Source organism: Pseudoroseomonas sp. WGS1072, from assembly GCF_049340465.1.
Lineage (GTDB): Bacteria > Pseudomonadota > Alphaproteobacteria > Acetobacterales > Acetobacteraceae > Pseudoroseomonas.
In genome coordinates this window covers 2,752,494-2,771,191 of sequence record NZ_JBMPSU010000001.1, presented here as the reverse complement: position 1 = coordinate 2,771,191, position 18,698 = coordinate 2,752,494, and the positions used below count along the sequence as shown (strand labels likewise).

Sequence of the window (18,698 nt, the reverse complement as noted above, 5' to 3'; positions counted from 1 at the left end):
AGGATGGGCGCCCCATGCTCCTCCTGCTGCAAGCCGCGCCGCTCCTCCTGCTCCTGCTGTTGCTGATCTCCGGCCGCGCCGGCCCGGCCCTGGCCTGCCTGGCGGGGCTGGCGGCCAGCCTGCCGGCGGTGCTGCTCACCCTGCCGCAACCCGGCCTGGCGCCGGGCTTCCTGGCCTGGGAGACCCTGCGCGCAATCTATCTGGCGATGCAGCCCGTCGGCGTGCTGGCGGGCGGCCTGCTCTTCCACATGGCAGTGACCCGCCTCGCCCCGGCGGAGGAGGCGAGCCTCACCCTCTCGCCCCGGCGCGTCTTCGCCGCCACGCTGCTGGGCGGGGCCTTCGTCGAAAGCGTCACCGGCTTCGCGGTGGGCGCCGTCTTCGCGCTGGCCGGGCTGCGCCGCATGGGCCTCGGCGGCGCGCCGGCGGGGGCGCTGGCGCTGCTGGCACTGACCCTGGTGCCCTGGGGCGGCCTCGGCCCGGGCACGGCGCTGGGCGCGGCGCTGATCGGCGTGCCGCCACAGGCCCTCGCCCTGGCCACGGCCGGGCCGCACGTGCTCTGGCTGCTGGCCCTGACGCCGCTCTTCTGGCGCCTCTCCGCCCGCGCCGGCGTGCCGGTGCCGGGGCGGGAGAAGCTGGCCCAGCTCCTGCTGATGCTGCTCCTGGCCGGGCTGCTGCTGCTGGCCAACCTGGCGCTGCCCTTCGAGACCGCCGGCATCCTGGCCGCCGGCCTGCCCCTGCTCTGGGTGCTCTGGCGGCTCGACCCGCCGCGCGGTCCGGCCGGCTGGCGGCGCGCGCTGACCATGCTGGCGCCCTGGGCGGGGCTGACCGCCGCGCTGCTGCTGGCCCGATCCTGGCACGGCGCCCCGGCCCTCCATCCCTGGCCGGACCTGCCGCCCCTGCCCGTCACGCATGTGGCGGTGGTGCTCTGGACGGTGGCGCTGCTGCTGCTGGCGCTCCGCCCTCTCGGCGCCGGCGCGGCCCTGGTCGACACGCTGAAGCGCGCGCGGCGGCCGGTGGTGGCGATGATCCTCTATGTCGTGCTCGGCCGCTGGCTGGCCGGCGCGGGCGTCGCCACGGCCCTGGCCGAGGCGGCGGCGGGCGCGCTCGGCCCTTTCGCCGCCTATGCGATTCCGCCGCTGGGCTTCGTCTCCGGCATGGTCACCGGCAGCAATGTCGGCTCCAACGCGGCGCTGATGCCGGTGCAGGCGGCCCTGGGCCAGGCGGCCGGCCTGATGCCGGCTTTCGCCGGCGGGCTGCACAACTCGGCCGGGGCGGCGGCGGCCGGCATGAGCTTCGGCGTCACGGCGATGATCTGCGGCCTGCTCGCCGACGGCACGCGGCCGGCGCAGATCTGGCGCCTGCTGCTGCCCTCCATGCTGGCCGTGGTGCTGATGGGCTGGGGGTGGCTCGCCTTTGCTCGATGAGGGCGCCGATGACGGCCCCGCGGGCTTGCCCGCCGCCGCCGCCCGTGCGGGCTTGCCCGCTGCCACCGAAAGCGTAAACCCTCCCCGCGAAAGATCGGAGGGGCACGCCATGCAGACTCATGGACACTGGATCAACGGCCGCGAGGTCGCCGCCGAGCGGATGATCCCCGTCATCAACCCCTCGGATGGCGGCGTCATGGCACAGATCGCGCGGGGCGGCACGGCGGAGATCGATGCCGCCGTGCGCGCGGCGCAGGCGGCACTCGATGGTTCCTGGGGCCGCCTGTCGGCCACGGAGCGCGGCCGGCTGCTCGGCCGGCTGGCGGCGCTGATCCTGCGCGACGCCGAGGCCCTGGCGCAGGCCGAGAGCCAGGATGTCGGCAAGCCGATCCGCCAGGCCCGCGCCGACGCCACCGCCTGCGCCCGCTACTTCGAGTTCTATGGCGGCAGCGCCGACAAGATGCATGGCGACACCATCCCCTATGCCGACGGCATGACGGTCATGACGCTGTGGGAGCCGCATGGCGTCACCGGCCATATCGTGCCGTGGAACTACCCGATGCAGATCGTCGGCCGCTCGGTCGGCGCGGCGCTCGCCATGGGCAATGCCTGCGTGCTGAAGCCGGCCGAGGACGCCTCGCTCTCCTCGCTGATGCTGGCGCGGCTGGCCGCCGAGGCGGGCTTCCCCAAGGGCGTCTGGAATGTCGTCACCGGCCTTGGCGAGGAGGCCGGCGCGGCGCTGACGGCGCATCCGGGCATCGCGCATGTCTCCTTCACCGGCAGTCCCGAGGTCGGCACGCTGGTGCAGTCGGCCGCGGCGAAGCACACCATCCCGGTGACGCTGGAGCTGGGCGGCAAGAGCCCGCAGATCGTCTTCCAGGATGCGGACCTCGACACCGCGGCCGCCACGGTGATGAACGGCATCATCCAGAATGCCGGCCAGACCTGCTCCGCCGGCTCGCGCGTGCTGATCCAAGCGCCGGTCTTCGACCGCCTCGTCGCCGATCTCTCGGCGCGCTTCGGGCGGCTGGAGGCCGGCCCGGCCGAGCGTGACCTCGACCTCGGCCCGGTGGTGAACGCCGATCAGCAGAGGCGGGTGAAGTCCTTCCTGCAGGCCGCCCGTGCCGACGGGCTGAGCTTCGCCGGCCAGGGGCGCATCGCCTCCAACGCGCCGGAGGGCGGCTTCTACGTGCCGCCCACCCTGCTCGCCGATGTCGCGCCCGATCACCGGCTGGCGCAGGAGGAGGTCTTCGGCCCGGTGCTGACGGCGATCCGCTTCAGCGACGAGGCCGAGGCGCTGGCCATCGCCAACGGCACGCCCTTCGGCCTGGTGGCCGGCGTCTGGACCGCCGATATCGGCCGCGCCATGCGCCTCTCGCGCGGGATCCGGGCCGGGCAGGTCTTCATCAACAACTATGGCGCCGGCGGCGGCGTGGAACTGCCCTTCGGCGGCGTCAAGCGCAGCGGCCATGGGCGCGAGAAGGGCTTCGCCGCCCTGGCCGGCTTCGCCTCGCTCAAGACCATCGCCATCCGGCACGGCTGAGCCAGGCATGGTCCGCGCCGCGCTGCTGTACGGGGGTGCGGCGCTGGCCGAGATCGGCGGCTGCTTCGCCGTCTGGGCCTGGTGGCGGCTCGGGCGCGGCGCGCTCTGGCTGCTGCCCGGCCTTGCCCTGCTGCTGCTGTTCGCCTGGCTGCTGGCGCAGGTGGACAGCGCCGCGGCCGGGCGCGCCTATGCCGCCTATGGCGGGGTCTATATCGCCACGGCCCTGCTCTGGCTCTGGCTGGCCGAGGGTGTGGCACCCGACCGCTGGGACCTGATCGGCGGTGCCGTCTGCCTGCTGGGGGCGGCGCTGATCCTGCTCGGGCCGCGCGGCGGCTGAAGGGAAGCGGCGCCTCAGCCGCGCGGCGGCGGGCCATCTCAGCCGCGCTGCGGCAGGCCATCTCAGCCGCGCTGCGGCAGGCGCCCCAGCCGCAGCGCGGCCAGCAGCGCCACCGCCAGCCCGCCGGAGAGCAGGGCGGCCACGCCCGCCCATCCGCCCCGTTCCCAGGCCAGCCCGCCCAGCGGGCCGAGCAGGCTCGCGCCCATGTAATAGGCGAAGAGATAGAGCGAGGAGGCCTGGGCACGTGCCGCCCCGCCCCATTGGCCGACCCAGGCGCTGGCCATCGCATGCGAGCCGAAGAAGCCGAAGGTCAGCACCGCCAGCCCCAGGACGATCACCGGCAGGGCCCCGGAGAGGGTCAGCGCCAGCCCGGCCAGCATGGCGAGCACCGTCAGCCACAGCACCCGCCGCCGGCCGAAGCGGTCGGCCAGGCCGCCGACCAGGGCGGAGCTGCCGATGCCGATCAGGTAGATGCTGAAGACCAGCGCGACGCCCGCGTGGCTGAGCGCGAAGGGCGGCGCCAGCAGGCGGTATCCGATGTAGTTGTAGACGGTGATGAAGCTGCCCATGAACAGGAAGCCCAGCAGGAAGAGCAGCCGCATGCCGCCATCCCGCAGGTGCAGCGCGAAGCCGGCGGCCAGCCCGCGCCAGGCCAGGGGCCGCGGCACGAAGCGGCGCGAGGCCGGCAGGCACCACCAGAAGACCAGCGCCGAAACCAGGCCGAGGGCGCCGACGCCCCCCGCCGCCCAGCGCCAGCCGCCCCAGTCCAGCAGCAGGCCGGCCCCCACGCGGCCCAGCATGCCGCCCATGGCCGTGCCGCTGACATAGAGGCCCATGGCATAGCCGCTGGAGCGCGGGTCGACCTCCTCGGCGATGAAGGCCATGGCGACGGCGGGCAGGCCGCACAGGGCGATGCCGAGCAGCACGCGCAGCGCCAGGAAGCTGCTCCAGCCCGGCGCCGCCGCGGCGGCCAGCGTCAGCAGGGCGGAGGCGATGACGGAGGCGACCATGACCGGCTTGCGGCCCAGCGCCTCGGAGGCGGCGCTGGCCACCAGCATGCAGACGGCCATCACCGCCGTCGGCAGGGAGAGCGACAGGCTTGCCGCGGCCGGGCTGACCCCGAAGGCCTCGGAGAAGGCCGGCAGCAGCGGCTGCGCCACGTAGAGCAGGGCGAAGGTGGCGAAGCCGGCGCAGAGGAAGGCCAGGTTGGTGCGACGGAAGGCGGGGGTACCGCGCTGGATGTAGGGGGCTTCCTCACCCGGACCCCGCCTCATCCTGGGGCCGTCATGCCTGCCGCGCGCAAGACTCGTCTTTCCCCACCCCGTGTGCCGCAGCAATCAGATCATTCGCGCGGCTCCGCCGCAACAGATTGAAAGGCGGCAGGGCCTCCCCTAGAAGGGACCTCCAAGGCGGTCCGGGGCGAACCGGGGACAAGGGAGGATCATGATCATGGGCATCATTCGCCGCGCGGCACTCGCTGCCGGGCTCGTCGCGGGGCTGTCGGCCGTCACGCCGGCCGCGGCGCAGACTCAGTTGACCCTGCAGCACCCGCTGCCCACCGCCAACAGCCATTACGGCGCCGGCGCCATGGCCTTCAAGGAGAGCCTGGAGAAGGCCTCCAACGGCCGCTACCGCGTCACCATCCAGCGCAACGACAATGAGCGCGAGATGATCGAGAGCGTGCAGATCGGCACGCTGGATCTGACCATCACCTCCACCGGCCCCGTCGGCAACTTCGTCCCCGAGGTGCGGACGGTGGATGTGCCCTTCCTGTTCCGGGACTACGCCCATGCGCGCGGCGCGCTCGACTCGCAGATCGGGCAGGACATCCTGGCGAAGTTCCCGGCCCGCGGGCTGGTCGGCATCATCTGGATGGAGAACGGCTTCCGGCATCTGACCAACAGCCGCCATGAGGTCCAGACCCCGGCCGACATCCGTGGCCTGAAGATCCGCACCATGGAGAACCAGGTGCACATGCGCGCCTTCTCCACCCTGGGCGCGCTGCCGACGCCGATGGCCTTCTCCGAGCTGATCCCGGCCCTGCAGCAGGGCACGGTGGACGGCCAGGAGAATCCGATCCCGGTCATCGTCGCCAACAACATCAACCAGGTGCAGAAGTTCCTGACCCTGACCGGCCATGTCTACTCGCCGGCCCTGCTGATCGGCTCGCCGGCGCTGTGGAACGGGCTCAATGCCGCGGACAAGGCCCTCTTCATGGACGCGGCCCGCGCGGCGCGCGACGCCAACCGCGCCAAGGTCAGCACCGATGAACAGAGTGGCATCGATGAGCTGCGCCGGCGCGGCATGACGGTGGTGACCCGCATCGACACCGAGCAGTTCCAGGGCGCCCTCGCCACCGCCTTCGCGCAGTACGAGAAGGATCTCGACGCCGGGCTGCTGAAGCGCCTGCGCGACTGGAAGCCGCAGCCCTGACCGACCGCGCCGCCCGGCCGCCGGGCGGTCCGCCTCCTCCGCCATGATCCTCCGGGACCCCACCCATGCTCCAGCCGAACGCGGCGATCCAGACACGCCCGGGACCAGCGCGGACGTGAACAGCATACCCCTTCAGGTCATCGGCGTGGCCAGCTTCCTCGGAACCCTGCTGGCCCTCTGGATCGGCCGCTCCGCCCCGGCGACCCGCGGCGCGATCCTGAGGATCGACCGGATCGGCATCGGGCTCGCCGCCCTCCTGGCCAGCCTGGCCCTGGTCGTCGCCTGTTTCGCCGGGCTGTGGCAGGTCATCGCCCGCTTCGCGACCGGGACGCCGGCCATCTGGAGCGAGGCCCTGGTGCGGACGGCGCTGATCTGGATGGCCATGCTGGGCCTGGCCATGGCGCTGCGCGCCGGCGCCCTGGTCAGCATCGACGTGGCGCACCGCTACAGCCATGGGGCGCTGCGGCGCGGGCTTCAGGCAGTGGCGCTCTTCGCCAACTGGCTGCTGATGGGCGTGCTGTTCTGGTTCGGCTGGAGCATGGCGCTGCGCGTGCGGTTCCAGGAGATGGCCGGGCTCGAGGTGCCGATGTCCTGGGGCTACGCCGCCATCCCGGCGGGTGCCCTGCTCGCCATCCTGGGCGCGCTGGGGCATTTCCTGGACCACCGCTCGACCGAGTTGGAGAACGCCGTATGACCAGCGCCATGCTCGGCGTCATGCTCGTCGGCTTCGCCATCGGCATTCCCGTTGCCGTGGCCATCGGCCTCGCCGCCATCATCGGCATCGAGGGCTGGACGCGCTTCCCCCTGATCGTGGCGGCGCAGCAGATCTTCGTGGCGCTCGACAGGTTCCCTCTTGCCGCCATCCCCTTCTTCATCCTGGCCGGCAACCTGATGGATGTGGGCGGGATCAGTCGCCGGCTGGTCGAGTTCGCCAAGTCCATGGTCGGTGGCGTGCAGGGTGGCCTGCCCGCCACCTGCATCGTCACCTGCATGATCTTCGCGGCGATCAGCGGCTCCTCCGTCGCCACCACCTTCGCCATCGGCACCATCATGATCCCGGCGCTGGTCAGGCACGGCTATCCGATCGGCTTCGCCGCCGCCCTGCAGGCCACCGCGGCGGAACTCGGCGTCATCATCCCGCCCTCGATCCCGATGATTCTCTACGGCGTCGCCACGCAGGTCTCGATCCCCGAACTGTTCCTGGCGGGCTTCGTGCCGGGAGCGCTGGTGGCCATGGCGCTGGTCGGCACCGTGCTGGTCTGGTGCCGCATCCAGGGCTGGGGCAAGCATGACGGCGATGGCCGCCTGCCCTTCCTCGCCGCGCTCCGCCAGGCCGGCTTCGCCCTGCTCATGCCGGTCGTGGTGCTGGGCGGCATCTATGGCGGCGTGACCACGCCGACCGAGGCGAGCGTGGTCGCGGTCTTCTACGCGGTGCTGGTCGGCATGTTCCTGCACCGCGAGCTGTCCTGGCGCGACCTCTACCCGATCCTGCGCAAGTCGGTGATCTCCTCCTCGGTGATCCTGTTCATCATCGCCTGCGCGGCGCTGTTCTCCTATCTGCTGAACCGGCAGGGCGTGCCGGACGCCGCCGCCGCCTGGCTGGTGGAGACCTTCGACAACGGCAATAGCTTCCTCTTCGGCGTCAACGTCTTCCTCTTCATCGTCGGCATGTTCGTCGAGACCAGCGCCAGCATCATCGTGCTGGCGCCGATCCTGGCCGATGCGGCGCAGCGCCTCGGCATCGACGGCGTGCATTTCGGAACCGTCATGGTGGTCAATCTGGCGCTGGGCATGATCACGCCGCCCTTCGGCGTCAATCTCTTCGCCGCGGCGCAGGTGGCGGGTTGCGGCATCGAGGTCATGATGCGCTATCTCTTCGTCTTCATCGCCGTGATCCTCTGTTGCCTGATGCTGATCACCTACATGCCCGCGCTGACCACCGCCCTGCCCACCCTGTTCTTCCGCTGATGCGCCCGCCGAGCCGCCCGGCCCGCGGACTGGCGCCCCGCGCCGCCCGCGCCCACCTCGCCACGGACCCGGTCCTCGGGCCGGTGATCCGCCAGGTCGGCGCCATGACCCTGAAGCCGCTGCGGCGCGAGCCCTATGAGGCGCTGGTGCGGGCGATCGCGCATCAGCAGGTGCATGGCCGCGCCGCCGAAGCCATGCTGAACCGCCTGATCGCGCTGTTTCCCGGCCAGGACTTCCCGCATGCCGAGGGCGTGCTGGCCCTGCCCGAGGACGCCCTCCGCGGCTGCGGCTTCTCGGGCGCCAAGCAGGCGGCGATCCGTGACATCGCGCTGAAGTCCGTGGGCGGCCTGGTGCCGAGCCGCGCCGCCGCGGCGCGCCTGTCGGATGAGGAGCTGATCCAGCGGCTGGTGGCGCTGCGCGGCGTGGGGCGCTGGACGGTGGAGATGCTGCTGATCTTCACCCTCGGCCGGCCCGACATCCTGCCGGTGGACGATTTCGGCGTCCGCGAGGGTTATCGCCTGGCCGCCGGGCTGGAGGCGCAGCCGAAGCCGAAGGCCCTGGCCGAGATCGGCCTGGCCTGGGCGCCGTACCGCTCGGCCGCCGCGTGGTATCTGTGGCGCGCCGCCGATCTCGCCAAGGACGGCCGTTTCAAGGCACCCGCCGCGATCTGAGCCGGGATCCGGGCCGACCTGGCCGGCGGCCGGAAACCTCGTCCCGCATGAGGGTTTATAGCTCGCATCGGCGCTGACCCGGCCTGCCACCAGGTCAGCCCGCCGCCAAGGGACCGCGCCCCCGCCCGGGCGCGCCATGGCGTGGCGGTCCGCGCCCCGCGGGCCTTCGCGAGACAGGGACGAGAAGCATGATCGATGACGCGCATGCCGCGCCGCGCCGGCAGGCGCCGGGGTCGGCGATGACGAGCGAGGCCTCCATGGCGGCGGGCTCCGCCGCCGCGCCCCGCCTGGACCTGCGCCTGACGGTGAACGGCGAGGAACGCAGCCTGCGGCTCGATCCACGGGTCACCCTGCTGGACGCGCTGCGCGAGCATCTGCGCCTGACCGGCAGCAAGAAGGGCTGCGATCACGGCCAGTGCGGCGCCTGCACGGTGCTGGTGAACGGGCGCCGCATCAATGCCTGCCTGACGCTCGCCGTGATGCATGAGGGCGACAGCGTCACCACCATCGAGGGCCTCGGCACGCCCGAGGCGCTGCACCCGATGCAGGCCGCCTTCGTCAGGCACGACGGCTTCCAGTGCGGCTATTGCACGCCCGGCCAGATCTGCTCCTCGATCGCGGTGCTGGAGGAGATCCGGGCCGGCATTCCCAGCCATGTCACGGAGGATCTGGAGCGGATCGAATTCGGCGAGGCGGAGCTGCGCGAGCGCATGAGCGGGAACATCTGCCGCTGCGCCGCCTATCCCAACATCATCGAGGCCATCCGCGAAGTCCAGGAACAGGGCGCATGAGGGCCTTCACCTACGAGCGGGCGGAGAGCCCGGCCGCCGCCGCCGCCGCCGTCGCCCGCAATCCCGAGGCCCGCTTCATCGCTGGCGGCACCAACCTGCTCGACCTGATGAAGCTGGAGATCGAGGCGCCGAGGCACCTGGTCGATGTCAACCGACTCGGCCTCGACCGCATCGAGGAGACTCCGGAAGGGGGCTTGCGGATCGGCGCGCTGGTGCGCAACACCGACCTGGCCGCCGATCCGCGCGTCCGGCGCGACTATGCCGTGCTGTCGCGCGCCCTTGTCGCCGGCGCCTCGGGGCAGTTGCGCAACAAGGCGACCACCGCGGGCAACCTGCTGCAGCGCACCCGTTGCCCCTACTTCTACGATCCGGCCATGCCCTGCAACAAGCGGCGGCCGGGTTCGGGCTGCGGCGCCATCGGCGGCTTCAGCCGCAACCTCGGCATCCTGGGCACCAGTGAGCACTGCATCGCGACGCATCCCTCCGACATGGCCGTGGCCATGCGGGCGCTTGATGCCGTGGTGGAGACCATCGACGCCGAGGGCGCGGCCCGCCGGATCCCGATCGCCGACTTCCATACCCTGCCCGGAGACACGCCCGAGATCGAGACCGTGCTGCGGCATGGCGAGTTCATCACCGCCGTGACCCTGCCGCCGCCGGCGGGCGGCATCCACCTCTACCGGAAGGTGCGCGACCGCGCCTCCTATGCCTTCGCCAGCGTGTCGGTGGCCGCCGTGGTCCATCCCGGCCAGGGTGCCTCGGGGGGTGGCATCGCCTCGGCGCGCCTCGCCTTCGGCGGCGTCGCGCACAAGCCCTGGCGCGTCGCGGAGGCGGAGGACCGGCTGGCCGATGGCGGGGATGCCGAGGCGGCCGCCGAGGTGGTGCTGCGGGGCGCCCGTCCGACCGGGCAGAACGCCTACAAGCTGCCGTTGCTGCGGCGGACCCTCGCCGGCGTGTTGGCGCAGGCCCGGCAGGGCCGAGGAGAAGAGCGATGAAGTTCGACACGCCCGCCGGCCCCAACCCGTCCGACCGTGGCCGCGTCCTCGGCCAGCCGCGCGACCGCATCGACGGGCCGCTGAAGGTGTCGGGCCGCGCGCCCTATGCCTATGAATACCATGCGGAGGCGCCCGGCGCGGCCTATGGCTGGATCCTCGGCGCCAGCATCGGCAAGGGGCGCATCGCCCGTATCGACCGCCGCGCGGCGGAGGCCGCGCCGGGCGTGCTGCTGGTCCTGACCCATGAGAACGCGCCCGAGCAGGGCGAGGACAGCGACTACGCGGCGCCGCAGCTCCAGGGGCCGGAGATCCTGCATTATGGCCAGGCCGTCGCCCTCGTCGTCGCCGAGAGCCTGGAGGAAGCGCGCGCGGCCGCGGCGCTGATCGACATCGCCTATGACGCGGCACCGGGGCATTACGACCTGGCCGAGGAGCGCGACCAGGCCAAGCTGCCGGAGTCCGGCCAGACGCCACCGCGCACCGATGTCGGCGACTTCGAGGCCGGCTACGCCCGGGCGCCGGTGACCCTCGACGTCACCTACACGACGCCCGACCAGTCGCAGGCGATGATGGAGCCCCATGCCAGCATGGCCCTCTGGGAGGGCGACACCCTGACCCTCTTCACCTCGCACCAGATCATGCACTGGGCGCAGGAAGGCGTTGCCGCGACGCTGAGGATGCCGCAGGAGAAGCTGCGTGTCGTCAGCCGGTATGTCGGCGGTGGCTTCGGCTCCAAGCTGGAGGTCTATGCCGATGCCGTTCTGTCCGCCCTGGCGGCACGGCTGCTCGGCCGGCCCGTCAAGGTGGCGCTCAGCCGGCCGCTGATCTTCAACCACACGACCCATCGCGCCGCGACCATCCAGCGCCTCCGCATCGGCACCGAGCAGGACGGGCGGATCGTCGCCATCGCGCATGAAAGCTGGTCGGGCGACCAGGAGAGCGGCGGCACCGCCGAGGAGGCCTCCAGCCAGACCCGCCTGCTCTATGCCGGCGAGAACCGCATGACGCGCAACCGCCTCGCCACGCTCGATCTTCCCTTCGCCGGCTCGATGCGGGCGCCCGGCGAGGCGGTCGGCCTTCTGGCGCTGGAATGCGCCATGGACGAGCTGGCCGAGAAGCTCGGCATGGACCCCATCGAGCTGCGGGTGCGCAACGACGTCGGATACGCTCCGGAGGAAGGTCCGGCGAAGCCCTTCTCCAGCCGCAAGCTGGTCGAATCCCTCCGTGTCGGCGCGGAACGCTTCGGCTGGGAGAAGCGCACCGCGCCGGGCCTGCGGCGCGAGGGGCGCTGGCGGATCGGCCTCGGCGTCGCCGCCGCCGTGCGGCCCAACCTCGCGCAGCCCTCGCAGGCGCGGCTGCGCCTCGACGGCCAGGGCCAACTCACCGTCGAGACGCAGATGACCGATATCGGCACCGGCAGCTACACCATCCTGGCGCAGGTGGCGGCCGAGATGCTGGGCCTGCCGCTCGAGGCGGTGACGGTGCGGCTGGGCGACACGGACTTTCCGAAGGCCTCCGGCTCCGGCGGGTCCTGGGGGGCGAACAGCTCCGGTGCCGGCGTCTACGCCGCGGCGGCGGAGCTGCGAGGCATGATCGCGCGCAAGGCCGGCTTCAACGCCGATGACGCCGTCTTCGAGGATGGCGGGATCCGCGCCGGCAACCGGCGCATCGCCCTGGCGGATATCGCCGGAGCCGAGGGGCTGGTGGCCGAGGCCGGCATCGAGTTTGGCGACCTCAGCGAGAAGTATGCCCAGGCGAGCTTCGGGGCGCATTTCTGCGAGGTCGCGGTGGATGCCGACACGGCGGAGATCCGCATCCGCCGCATGCTCAGCGTCGCCGCCGCCGGCCGGGTGCTGAACCCCAAGACGGCGCGCAGCCAGTGCCTGGGTGGCATGACCATGGGCATCGGCGCGGCGCTGATGGAGGAGGCGGTGGTGGACCGCCGGCACGGCCTGTTCATCAATCACGACCTGGCCGAGTACCAGGTGCCGGTGCATGCCGACATCCCGCATATGGACGTGATCTTCCTGCAGGAGGAGGACGACAAATCTTCCCCCATCAAGGCGAAGGGCATCGGCGAGCTCGGCATCTGCGGCGTCGGCGCGGCGGTCGCCAACGCGGTGTACAACGCGACCGGCGTGCGCCTGCGCGACTATCCGCTGACCCTCGACAAGCTGCTGCGGGAGATGCCCGCCGCGGCGGCCTGAGGCGCCGGCCGGGCCGCCTCGGCGCCCGGCGGGTTCTCAGTCGAGGAAGGCGCCCAGCGCGGCGAGGAAGCCCTCCGGCCTCTCCGCATGGACCCAGTGACCGGCGCCCTTCACGGTGGCGAAGCGCGCCGCCGGAAACAGCGTCCGGAACAGGGGGCGGTGCTCGGCGCGGATGTAATCCGAGGTCTCGCCCGCCATGATCAGCGTCGGGCCGGGATAGCCGGCGCCGTCGGAGCAGGGCGGCGCGGCCTCGATCACGGACAGCGCCGCGGCGGTCTGCGCCAGGCCGTTGCGCCAGGCCGGGACGGCGCCGCCCAGGTCCAGGTTTTGCAGCAGGAAGCCCCGCACGCCGGGACTGGGAATGGCGGCCGCGAGGCCGGCATCCGCCTGTCGCCGCGTCAGGCCGGGGGTCAGCGGCAGGGCCAGCATGGCCTCGGCATAGGGCCGGAAGGCCGGTGGATAGTCCACCGGCGCGATGTCCACGACGACCAGCCGGGCGACGAGGTCCGGGCGGGTCAGCGCCAGCGTCATCGCCACCTTGCCGCCCATGGAGTGCCCGAGCAGAATGGCCGGGGTGGCGCCTTCCGCCGCCAGGGTCTCCGCCACATCCGCGGCCATGGCGGGATAGCTCATCTCCGCATCGTGCGGCGAGGCGCCATGGTTGCGCAGGTCCAGCGCCAGGACGCGGCGCGAGGCCGCCAGCGCCCTCTGCACCCCGGAGAAATTCTGCGCCTGCCCGAACAGCCCGTGCAGCAGGACCAGAGGCGTGCCGCCCTCTCCCATGCCGACGCTCCGCAACCGCATCGCTCCCCCCTCACCCGCGCGTGGCGACGATCACGCTGCTGCCGATCAGCAGCCCGCCGATGATCACGTCCATCCCCAACGGCTCGCCCAGCCAGAGCGTGGAGACGATGACGCCGATCGCCGGCGCCAGCAGGAAGCCCACCGAGGAGACCGCGCCCGGCAACCGCCGGCCGGCCTCGATCACCGCCCAGGTGCCGAGCGGCGCGACGATGCAGCCGACGGCCAGCGCATGCGGCCAGGCGCCGGGGCCGATGCCGCCCCCCGGCTCCATCAGCAGCGCCATCGGCACCAGGACCGTCCCGCCCAGCAGGAAGCACCAGGGCAGGTTCTCCAGCATGGTCGCGCGGGGCGGCACCCGGCGGGTGACGATGATGGCGCAGGACCAGAGCAGCGCCGCCAGCACGAGCATGCCGTGGCCGAGGAGCACGCCCGGCTCGCCCCAGTCCACCGCCCAGGGGCCCGCCAGGGCGGCGACGCCGGCCAGCCCCAGCCCCGCCGCCAGCCAGCGCGCGGGCGAGATCTGCTCGTGCAGCACCAGGACCGAGAGCGGCACCAGCCAGTAGATGGTCACATTGGCCAGCACGGCGGTCCGCCCGGCTGGAACCAGCGCCACGGCCAGATGGCTGAGCGCGAAGAAGCCGCCGAGCTGCAGCAGGCCAACCGCCAGCACCGCCGGCCAGTCGCTCCGCGCCGGCAGGCGCAGCCGGCGCAGGATCAGCAGCGCCACCCCGGCGACCAGCGCGCCGAGCAGCGTGCGGGAGACCGCGAACCAGAGCGGCGTGGCATCCGCCAGCGCCGCCTTGGTGATCGGCCAGGCGCCTCCGAAGAGGGTGACGGCGATGAGGAGGAGCCGGAGATCGGCGAGGCGGAGCATCCGCAGGTCAGTGGTCGGCGACCGCCAGCATGATCTTGCCGATGTGTGTGCTGCTCTCCATCAGGGCATGCGCGGCCGCGGCCTCGGCGAGCGGGAAGACCTTGTGGATCAGCGGCCCGCTCTCGCCCCGCGCCAGCAGCGGCCAGACCCTGGTCTCCAGCTCGGCGGCGATCGCGCCCTTCTCGGCGGTGGTGCGCGGGCGCATGGTGCTGCCGGTCACGGTCAGGCGCTTCAGCATGATCGGCCGCAGGTCCACCTTCTCCGCCTCATGTCCCTGCAGGAAGGCGATGATGACCAGCCGGCCGTCCTTCGCCATGCAGCGCAGGTTGCGCTGGAAGTAGGCGGCGCCGACCATGTCGAGCAGCACGTCCACGCCCTCCTTGTCGGTCAGGCGGCGCACCTCCTCGAGGAAGTCCTGGGTCCGGTAGTTGATCGCGGCATCGGCGCCGAGCTTCAGCATCGCGGCGCATTTCTCGTCGCTGCCGGCCGTGGCGAGGACACGCGCACCGAAGGCCTTGGCGAGCTGGATGGCGGTGACGCCGATGCCGGAGGTGCCGCCATGGATCAGCACCGTCTCGCCCGCCTTCAGCCGGCCATGGCCGAACAGGTTCGCCCAGACGGTGAAATAGGTCTCCGGCAGCGCCGCCGCGCGGATGGCGTCGAACCCCGACGGCCAGGGCAGGGTCTGCGCCTCGGGCGCGGTACAGTACTCAGCATAGCCGCCGCCATTGGCCAGGGCGCAGACCCGGTCACCCGGCTTGTAGCGGCGCGCCTCGGCCCCCACGGCGACGACCTCGCCGGCGACCTCGAGGCCGATCACCGGACTGGCGCCGGGCGGCGGGGGATAGAGGCCCTTGCGCTGCTGCACGTCCGGCCGGTTCACCCCGGCCGCGAGCACGCGGATCAGCACCTCATCCGGCCCCGGCCGCGGCAGGGGGCCGCGCGCAGGAACCAGCACCTCGGGCCCGCCGCCCTCCCCATGGGTGATGAACGTCATCTCCTGCGGCGGCTTCGTCATCGGCGTCCCTTCCTCGCGCAGATATCATCCTGCGGAGGCGGAGGGTCGGCGCCACGGGAGGTTCCGTCAAGCGGCGCGGACCATCTGTCACCGAAAAGGCACGCGGCTGTTGCACGGCGCGCGCGGTGGCCCCAGCATGGGCCTCCGCCCGCCCTGCCGGAGGGGTCCATGCCGCCAGTCCGCCGCCGCATGTTGCCGGGGCTTGCCCTCGCGCTCGGAGCATGGCCGCGCCGGTCCGCGCGGGCGCAGGCACGCGCTTCCGCGGCGGAGCTGCGGATCGGCGCCATCTATCCCTCCTCCGGCCCCTTCGCCCTTCTGGGCGATGAGAGCTTCCGCGGCCTGGAGCTGGCGGTCGAGGCCCGCAACCGCCTGGGCGGGGTGCAGGGCCGGCCGCTGCGGCTGGTGCGCGCGGAGGCGGCGGACGCGGCGCAGGCCGGCGAGGCGGTGCGGCGCCTCTCGGCCGCGGGCCCCGAGCGCGTGGCGGCGATCTTCGGCACCGGCGCGTCGGTCCTCTCCGCCGCCGCGACCCAGGCGGCCGAGCTGCAGGGCATGCCCTATTTCGAGCTGGGCGCCACGGCGGATTCCATCACCGGGCGCGGCTTCCGCCATGTCTTCCGCACCTGCCCGCATGCCGGCGACCTCGCCCTGCTGTCGCTGCGCGCCGTGTCGCAGCTGGTGCCGGCCCTCTGGCCCGGCGAGGGCGGCGAGCCGCGCATCGCGGTGCTGCACGAGGATGGCCTCTGCGGCCGGGCGGTGGGCGGGCTGCAGGAGGCGGGGCTGCGCGGCGCGCCCGGACTGCTGGGCCGCTTCCCCTATGTGCCGGGCGGGCAGGACCTGCCGGCGATGGTGCAGCGGCTGCGCGCCGGCCACGCCCGCTTCCTGGTGCACACGGGGCCCGCCGGCGAGGTGCTGACGCTGTTCCGCGCGATGCGTGAGGCGCAGTGGCGCCCGGCCATGGTGATCGGCGCCGGGGCCGGATACAGCCTCGCCGATACCGCGCAGGCGATGGGCCGGGCCTTCGAGGGCGTGATGAGCGCCGACGTGCCGCCTTATGCCGCGGCCGGGCCGGCCGGCGAGGCGGCGCGCGAGCTGGCCGAGGCCTATACCGGCACCTACGGCCATCCGCCCCGTTCCGGCCACAGCCTGGCCAATTGCGCCGGGGCGACGCTTTGCCTGGAGGCGCTGCACCAGGCCGGCTCGCTGGAGGCGGGGCGCATCCGGGCGGCGGTGCTGGCGCTCGACATCAGCGCGGCGGAAGGCCCCTTCGGCTGGGGCGCGGCCTTCGATGAGGCCGGGCAGAACCGGCGCGCGCCCCTGGTGCTGTCACAGTGGCAGCACGGCCGGCTACTGCCGGTCTTTCCCGCCGAGGCCGCCGCCGCGGCCCCGCGGCCGGAACTGGGCTGAGCGCGCGCCGCCCCGGCATCCGCGGGGCCAGGGCGGCGGAAAGGCTCAGTCGGCCTTGATGCCGGCCTCCTTGATGATCGGCTCCCACTTGGCGATCTCATCCGTCAGCCACTTCGCGGCGGTCTGCGGCGTGGTGTCGCTGCGGGTGGTCATGGTCAGGTCGGCGAGGCGTGCCTTCACCGTGTCCATCGCCATCACCTTGTTGATCACCTCGTTGAGCTGCTGGACGATCGGCTGCGGCGTGCCCGCCGGGGCCAGCACCATGTGCCAGGTATAGGCCTCGTAGCCCGGCACGCCGGCCTCGTTGAAGGTCGGCATGTCCGGCAGCTGCGGGATGCGCTCGGCGGAGGAGATGGCCAGGCCGCGCACCTCGCCGCGCTGGACGAAGGGCAGCGCGCTGTTGGCCACGTCGAGCATCATCGCCACCGTGCCGTTCAGCAGATCCGGCATGGCGGCGGCCGAGCCGCGATAGGGGATGTGGTTCACCTTCAGCCCGCCGGCCTGCTTCAGGAACAGCTCGCTCGCGAGATGCAGCGCGGCGCCGTTGCCGGTGCTGGCGTAGTCGAACTCGCCGGGATTCTTGCGGAACAGCTCGATCAGTTCCTGCAGCGTCTTCGCCGGCACGTCCTTGTTCACCATCATCAGCATCGGGATGGTGCCGACCATGGCGACGGGCGCGAAGTCCTTCACCGGATCGAAGGGCAGCGTCGGGTAGATGGCGCGGATCGCCGCCTGGGCGATGGTGGTGTAGAGCAGCGTGTGCCCGTCCTTGGGGGCCTTGGCCACGGCATCGGCGCCGACCACGGTGCCGGCGCCGGTGCGGTTCTCGACGATGACGCGTTGCGGCAGGGTCTTCGACAGTTCCTCCGCGATCAGCCGGGCTGGGATGTCGGTCGGGCCGCCGGCCGAGAAGGGCACCACCAGGCGGATCGGCTGGTTCGGCCAGGCCTCCTGCGCCCGCGCCGTGCCGGGGAGCAGGGCGGGCATGGCCAGCGGCGCGGTCAGGGCGGCGCCCGCGGCGAGGAGAGTGCGGCGAGACATCGTCATCAGTTCTGATCCCAGGATATTCTCAGACAGGCTGCCATATTTGCACGCCTGTCACGTCGTGGCCAGGAGCGCCGGCCGCCGCGCGGCCTCCCCTGCCCCCGCCGGCGAGGCGCCACGGCCGCCCTCGCCGCCGATCCGCTGCCCGCTCCCGCTGTCGAAGAAATGCAGGCGGGCGGTGTCGAAGCCCAGGCGCAAAGCGGCGCCCCGCGCCGGGGCCAGCTCCGCCGGCCGGTGCAGGGCCATCGCCGCCCCGCCCGCCAGCCGCGCGTGCACCAGCAGGCTGGCGCCGAGATCCTCCACCAGCGCCACCTCGGCCTCCAGATCCCCCTCCCCCACATGCTCGGGGCGGATGCCCAGGGTCACCGCCTGCCCGGCCGGCAGGCGAAGCGGCAGCGGCACCACCACGCCCCCCTCCAGGCGGAGCCCGGCGCCGTCCGGCGTCACCGCGCCCGGCAGAAGGTTCATCGCCGGCGTGCCCAGGAAGCCGGCGACGAAGAGGCTGGCCGGCGCGGCATAGACCTCGCGCGGGCGCCCCTCCTGCTCCACCCGGCCGCCCCGCATCACCACCAGGTGGTCCGCGAGCGTCATCGCCTCCTGCTGATCGTGCGTGACCAGCACCGAGGTGGCGCCAAGCTGCTCGTGCAGGCGGCGCAGCTCGAGCCGCATCTGCACCCGGAGCTTGGCGTCGAGGTTGGAGAGCGGCTCGTCATAGAGGAAGACGCGCGGCCGGCGCACCATGGCCCGGCCCATGGCCACGCGCTGCCGCTGGCCGCCCGAGAGCTGGCCCGGCCGCCGATCGAGCAGCGCATCGAGGCCGAGCGCCGCCGCCGCCTCCGCCACCCGCGCCTGCCGCTCGGCCCGCCGCACGCCGCCCACCTTCAGCGGATAGCCGATGTTCTCCGCCACCGTCATGTGCGGATAGAGCGCGTAGTTCTGGAAGACCATGGCGCAGCCGCGGTCCTTCGGCTCCCGCTCGTTCATCCGCGCGCCGCCGATGCGCAACTCGCCGCCGCTGATGCCCTCGAGCCCGGCGATCATGCGCAGCAGCGTGGACTTGCCGCAGCCCGAGGGGCCGAGGATGACGGTGAAGGCCCCGGGCGGCAGGACGAGATCCAGCTCGTGGATGGCGATGCTGGCGCCGTAGCTCTTGCGCGCGGCGATGAACTCGATGGCGGCCATGTC

General features: G+C 72.7%; 17 protein-coding genes. 11 read left to right on the top strand and 6 right to left on the bottom strand.

Annotated elements, in window-relative coordinates; translation table 11 throughout:
* Window positions 1-14: 14 nt before the first annotated feature.
* The 3 genes from ACF3NH_RS13045 (at window position 15) to ACF3NH_RS13035 (ending at window position 3,304) form a co-directional block, all read left to right on the top strand.
* Window positions 15-1,424, top strand: a complete 1,410-nt coding sequence (locus ACF3NH_RS13045) for an L-lactate permease (RefSeq protein WP_422923362.1) — start codon at window positions 15-17, stop codon at window positions 1,422-1,424.
* Window positions 1,425-1,533: 109 nt separating this feature from the next.
* On the top strand, window positions 1,534-2,967 hold the full coding sequence (locus ACF3NH_RS13040) for an aldehyde dehydrogenase family protein (protein WP_422923360.1): 1,434 nt from the start codon (window positions 1,534-1,536) through the stop codon (window positions 2,965-2,967).
* Between the two features lie 7 nt (window positions 2,968-2,974).
* On the top strand, window positions 2,975-3,304 hold the full coding sequence (locus ACF3NH_RS13035; RefSeq protein ID WP_198367387.1) for a YnfA family protein: 330 nt from the start codon (window positions 2,975-2,977) through the stop codon (window positions 3,302-3,304).
* A gap of 62 nt (window positions 3,305-3,366) precedes the next feature.
* Here the strand turns inward: ACF3NH_RS13035 and ACF3NH_RS13030 are convergent, their stop codons facing one another.
* The gene (locus ACF3NH_RS13030) at window positions 3,367-4,578 is read right to left on the bottom strand and encodes an MFS transporter (RefSeq protein WP_422923358.1); all 1,212 of its coding nucleotides are present in this window, start codon (window positions 4,576-4,578) and stop codon (window positions 3,367-3,369) included.
* Between the two features lie 175 nt (window positions 4,579-4,753).
* On the opposite strand from ACF3NH_RS13030, the gene ACF3NH_RS13025 reads away from it, so the two are divergent.
* The 7 genes from ACF3NH_RS13025 (at window position 4,754) to ACF3NH_RS12995 (ending at window position 12,369) form a co-directional block, all read left to right on the top strand.
* Window positions 4,754-5,737, top strand: a complete 984-nt coding sequence (locus ACF3NH_RS13025; RefSeq protein WP_422923356.1) for a TRAP transporter substrate-binding protein — start codon at window positions 4,754-4,756, stop codon at window positions 5,735-5,737.
* Between the two features lie 115 nt (window positions 5,738-5,852).
* The gene (locus ACF3NH_RS13020; RefSeq protein ID WP_198367390.1) at window positions 5,853-6,431 is read left to right on the top strand and encodes a TRAP transporter small permease; all 579 of its coding nucleotides are present in this window, start codon (window positions 5,853-5,855) and stop codon (window positions 6,429-6,431) included.
* A complete protein-coding gene (locus tag ACF3NH_RS13015; protein ID WP_422923353.1) occupies window positions 6,428-7,705 on the top strand; it encodes a TRAP transporter large permease in 1,278 nt (425 codons plus the stop codon). Before ACF3NH_RS13020 ends, ACF3NH_RS13015 begins: the two co-directional genes overlap by 4 nt.
* A complete protein-coding gene (locus tag ACF3NH_RS13010; RefSeq protein ID WP_422923351.1) occupies window positions 7,705-8,376 on the top strand; it encodes a DNA-3-methyladenine glycosylase family protein in 672 nt (223 codons plus the stop codon). Before ACF3NH_RS13015 ends, ACF3NH_RS13010 begins: the two co-directional genes overlap by 1 nt.
* A gap of 188 nt (window positions 8,377-8,564) precedes the next feature.
* Window positions 8,565-9,167: an aldehyde dehydrogenase iron-sulfur subunit PaoA gene (paoA, locus tag ACF3NH_RS13005; protein ID WP_422923349.1), complete on the top strand. Its 603-nt coding sequence runs from the start codon at window positions 8,565-8,567 to the stop codon at window positions 9,165-9,167.
* Window positions 9,164-10,162: an FAD binding domain-containing protein gene (locus ACF3NH_RS13000; protein WP_422923347.1), complete on the top strand. Its 999-nt coding sequence runs from the start codon at window positions 9,164-9,166 to the stop codon at window positions 10,160-10,162. The genes paoA and ACF3NH_RS13000 overlap by 4 nt, the downstream gene beginning before the upstream one ends.
* The gene (locus ACF3NH_RS12995) at window positions 10,159-12,369 is read left to right on the top strand and encodes a molybdopterin cofactor-binding domain-containing protein (protein WP_422923345.1); all 2,211 of its coding nucleotides are present in this window, start codon (window positions 10,159-10,161) and stop codon (window positions 12,367-12,369) included. Before ACF3NH_RS13000 ends, ACF3NH_RS12995 begins: the two co-directional genes overlap by 4 nt.
* A gap of 36 nt (window positions 12,370-12,405) precedes the next feature.
* On the opposite strand, the gene ACF3NH_RS12990 is transcribed toward ACF3NH_RS12995, so the two are convergent.
* Genes ACF3NH_RS12990 through ACF3NH_RS12980 form a run of 3 tightly spaced genes read right to left on the bottom strand, consistent with a single transcriptional unit; the run spans window position 12,406 to window position 15,065 of the window.
* Entirely contained in the window at window positions 12,406-13,173 is a 768-nt protein-coding gene (locus ACF3NH_RS12990; RefSeq protein WP_422923343.1) for an alpha/beta fold hydrolase, read from the bottom strand.
* Window positions 13,174-13,183: 10 nt separating this feature from the next.
* Window positions 13,184-14,047, bottom strand: a complete 864-nt coding sequence (locus ACF3NH_RS12985) for a DMT family transporter (protein WP_422923341.1) — start codon at window positions 14,045-14,047, stop codon at window positions 13,184-13,186.
* 7 nt (window positions 14,048-14,054) lie between these two features.
* A complete protein-coding gene (locus tag ACF3NH_RS12980) occupies window positions 14,055-15,065 on the bottom strand; it encodes an NAD(P)H-quinone oxidoreductase (RefSeq protein WP_422923339.1) in 1,011 nt (336 codons plus the stop codon).
* A gap of 168 nt (window positions 15,066-15,233) precedes the next feature.
* Between ACF3NH_RS12980 and ACF3NH_RS12975 the strand changes: the two genes are divergently transcribed.
* Complete coding sequence (locus tag ACF3NH_RS12975; protein WP_422923337.1) at window positions 15,234-16,469, top strand: ABC transporter substrate-binding protein; 1,236 nt, start codon at window positions 15,234-15,236, stop codon at window positions 16,467-16,469.
* 45 nt (window positions 16,470-16,514) lie between these two features.
* Here ACF3NH_RS12975 and ACF3NH_RS12970 read toward each other — a convergent pair whose 3' ends face one another.
* Window positions 16,515-17,516, bottom strand: a complete 1,002-nt coding sequence (locus tag ACF3NH_RS12970; RefSeq protein ID WP_370592048.1) for a Bug family tripartite tricarboxylate transporter substrate binding protein — start codon at window positions 17,514-17,516, stop codon at window positions 16,515-16,517.
* A gap of 51 nt (window positions 17,517-17,567) precedes the next feature.
* Entirely contained in the window at window positions 17,568-18,695 is a 1,128-nt protein-coding gene (locus ACF3NH_RS12965) for an ABC transporter ATP-binding protein (protein WP_198367400.1), read from the bottom strand.
* Between the last annotated feature and the right edge of the window lie 3 nt (window positions 18,696-18,698).